Source organism: Bradyrhizobium cedriense (assembly GCF_054602315.1).
The window spans coordinates 1-2,750 of sequence record NZ_JBTSWB010000019.1 but is presented as its reverse complement, the minus strand read 5'-3'; the positions used below and the strand labels follow the sequence as shown (position 1 = coordinate 2,750).

Below are 2,750 nucleotides of genomic sequence, written 5' to 3'. Positions count from 1 at the left end.
CCTGCCTCGGGCAGGCGCAGCACCTCGCCGATCTGGTCGATCAGCAGGCCGTAGGATTCGCCGCGCAGGTCGACGCCGACCGCCATCGGGGTCTTGCCGTCATCGTCCCTGGGCAGGCCGAGGCGCGAGCGCATGTCGACCACGGTGACGATGCGGCCGCGCAGATTGAGGACGCCCGCGATCTCGCGCGAGGCCAGGGGAACGCGGGTGACGCGCTCGGGCATGAACACGTCCTGGACGCGGGAGATCGGCAGGCCGAACAGCTGGCCGCCGATCATCGCGGTGACGTATTCGACCATGGCGCCTTCGCCGGACTGGGTCTTCTTGTTCATATGCGTATCTCCTGGTCCCGCAAGTTCGCCTGCTTGAGCATGATCTGGTCGGAAAACCGCTTCACACTTTTCCGGATCATGCTCTTACGCCGCTGCCCGGCTCAGCTCGGAGGCGCCGGCGGCGCCCGCGGTCTGCTCCTTCAGCGCCGCGATCAGACCGGGACGGTCGAACTTGGCGACATAGTCGTGGAAGCCGGCCTGACGGCCGCGCTCGATCGCCGCCGGCGACACCAGCGCCGACAGGCCGATGATCGGCGTCGCGGCGAGGTTGTTGTCGGAGCGAATGGTCTCGGCGAACTCGAACCCGTTCATGTCCGGCATCTCGATGTCGGTCAGGATCACGTCGAAGCTCTGGGCGCGCAGCGCAGCCAGGCCCTCCTGCGCGGTCGGCGCGGTGCGGACGCGGTAGCCGGCGGCCTTGAGCACCGGCGCCAGCATGTTGCGGAAGAACGCCGAATCGTCGACCAGCAGCACCGACTGCGAGTGCAGCGACGGCTTCATCTCCTTGCGGGTGAACCAGTCGGAGAACGCCATCGGCAGGAAGTGGCCGACGTCGATCACCTCGGTGGCCTGGCCCTTGATCACGGCCGAGCCCAGGATGCCGGAGGAGGAGCCGCCGACCTCGATGTTGAGGCGCTCCTCGACGATGTCGATGATCTCGTCGACGACGAGGCCCATCGAGCGGCCGTCGTCGGCGAACACCAGGATCGGCTGGGCGCCCTGGGACGCGATGGTGACGCCCTCCATGGCGACCAGCGGCATCAGCTGCTCGCGGTACTGCACCATGTAGCGGCCGTTGCTGAACTCGATCTTGTCGGCGGGCAGCTCTTCCAGGCGCGTGACGAGCCCGAGCGGGACCGCCTTGGGCTGGGACGAGCCGGCGCGGAACACCAGGAGCGAGGTGGTCTGCTCGCCCGAGCCGATGTGATGCGCCCCGTTCTCGTCGCCCATGTCATGGGCCGAGGAGCCGGCGGCGCCGAGCGCCTTGGCGATGCCGTTGGGGTCGATGATCATGATCACCGCGCCATCGCCCAGGATGGTGTTGCCGGAGAACATGTCGATGTGGCGCAGCTTGGTCGACATCGGCTTGACCACGATCTCTTCGGTGTGGAACACGCCGTCGACCACGATGCCGAAGGTCTGGCTGCCGACCTGGGTGACCACGATGAAGCCGTTCTCGGGGTCGGAAGCCGCGCCGTCGTCGATCTTGAGCAGCTTCTTCAGGTGGATCAGCGGCAAGAGCTTGTTGCGCAGGCGCAGAACCGCGGTGTCCTTGATGCGCTCGATGCGGTGCTCCGAGTTGGCGCGGGCGCGCACCAGTTCCACGACCGAGAGCTGCGGGATGGCGAAGCGGTCGCCGGCCGCTTCCACGATCAGCGCGGAGACGATGGCGAGCGTCAGCGGGATCTTGATGGTGACGGACGAGCCTTCGCCGGCCACGCTCTTGATGTCGATGGTGCCGCCGATCTGGTCGATATTGGTGCGCACCACGTCCATGCCGACGCCGCGCCCCGACACCGAGGTGATGGCGGCCGCGGTGGAGAAGCCCGGGGCGAAGATGAACTTGTGGATCTGGGCTTCGCTCATCTTCTCGAGCTCGGCCTCGGTGACGAGGCCCGAGGAGATCGCCTTGGCCTTGATCTTCTCGGTGTTGAGGCCTCTGCCGTTGTCGGCGATGCAGATGATGATGTGGCCGCCCTCGTGATAGGCGGACAGACGAATGGTGCCCTGCTCGCCCTTGCCGCTCGCGAGCCGCTCGGCGGGGGTCTCCAGGCCATGATCGGCGGAGTTGCGCACCATGTGGGTGAGCGGGTCCTTGATCAGATCGAGCACCTGGCGATCGAGCTCGGTGTCGGCGCCGTGCATCTCCAGCTCGATCTGCTTGCCGAGTTCGCTCGACAGATCCCGGACGATGCGGGGCAGCTTCTGCCAGGCATTGCCGATCGGCTGCATGCGCGTCTTCATGACGCCTTCCTGCAGCTCGGCGGTGACGTTGGACAGGCGCTGCAGCGGCACCTTGAACTCGGTGTCCTCGTTGCGGCGGGAGATCTCCAGCAGCTGGTTGCGGGTCAAGACCAGCTCGGAGACCATGGTCATCAGGTGCTCCAGCGTATCCACGTTGACGCGGATCGACTGGTTGGCGATGCGGTCGCCCTCGGAGGCGCCCTCGTCGGCCATCGACTTCTTCGGCGCGGCCTTCTCCCTGGCCGGCTTTGCTTCCTTCGCGGCGGGCGCTTCGGGGGCGGGCTCGGCCTTTGCTTCGGCACTGGCGACCGGTGCCGGCGCTTCGATCGCGGTCTCGCGGAAGGCGCGCTCGAGCTCGTCGAGCGAGACTTCGCCCGGACGCAACGGGCGCTCCAGCGTCTGATCGATCAGCGTGCCCGTGGTCATATCCTGTGCCGGCGCAGGCGCAGCGGC

General features: G+C 67.1%; 2 protein-coding genes. Both read right to left on the bottom strand.

Features of this window, described 5'->3' with window-relative positions:
- Window positions 1-332, bottom strand: a 332-nt coding sequence (locus tag ACYCVF_RS36675; RefSeq protein WP_459605037.1) for a chemotaxis protein CheW, incomplete at its 3' end; no start/stop codon positions are given.
- 84 nt (window positions 333-416) lie between these two features.
- Window positions 417-2,750: hybrid sensor histidine kinase/response regulator (locus tag ACYCVF_RS36670; protein WP_459605038.1), on the bottom strand; the 2,334-nt coding region annotated here is incomplete at its 5' end.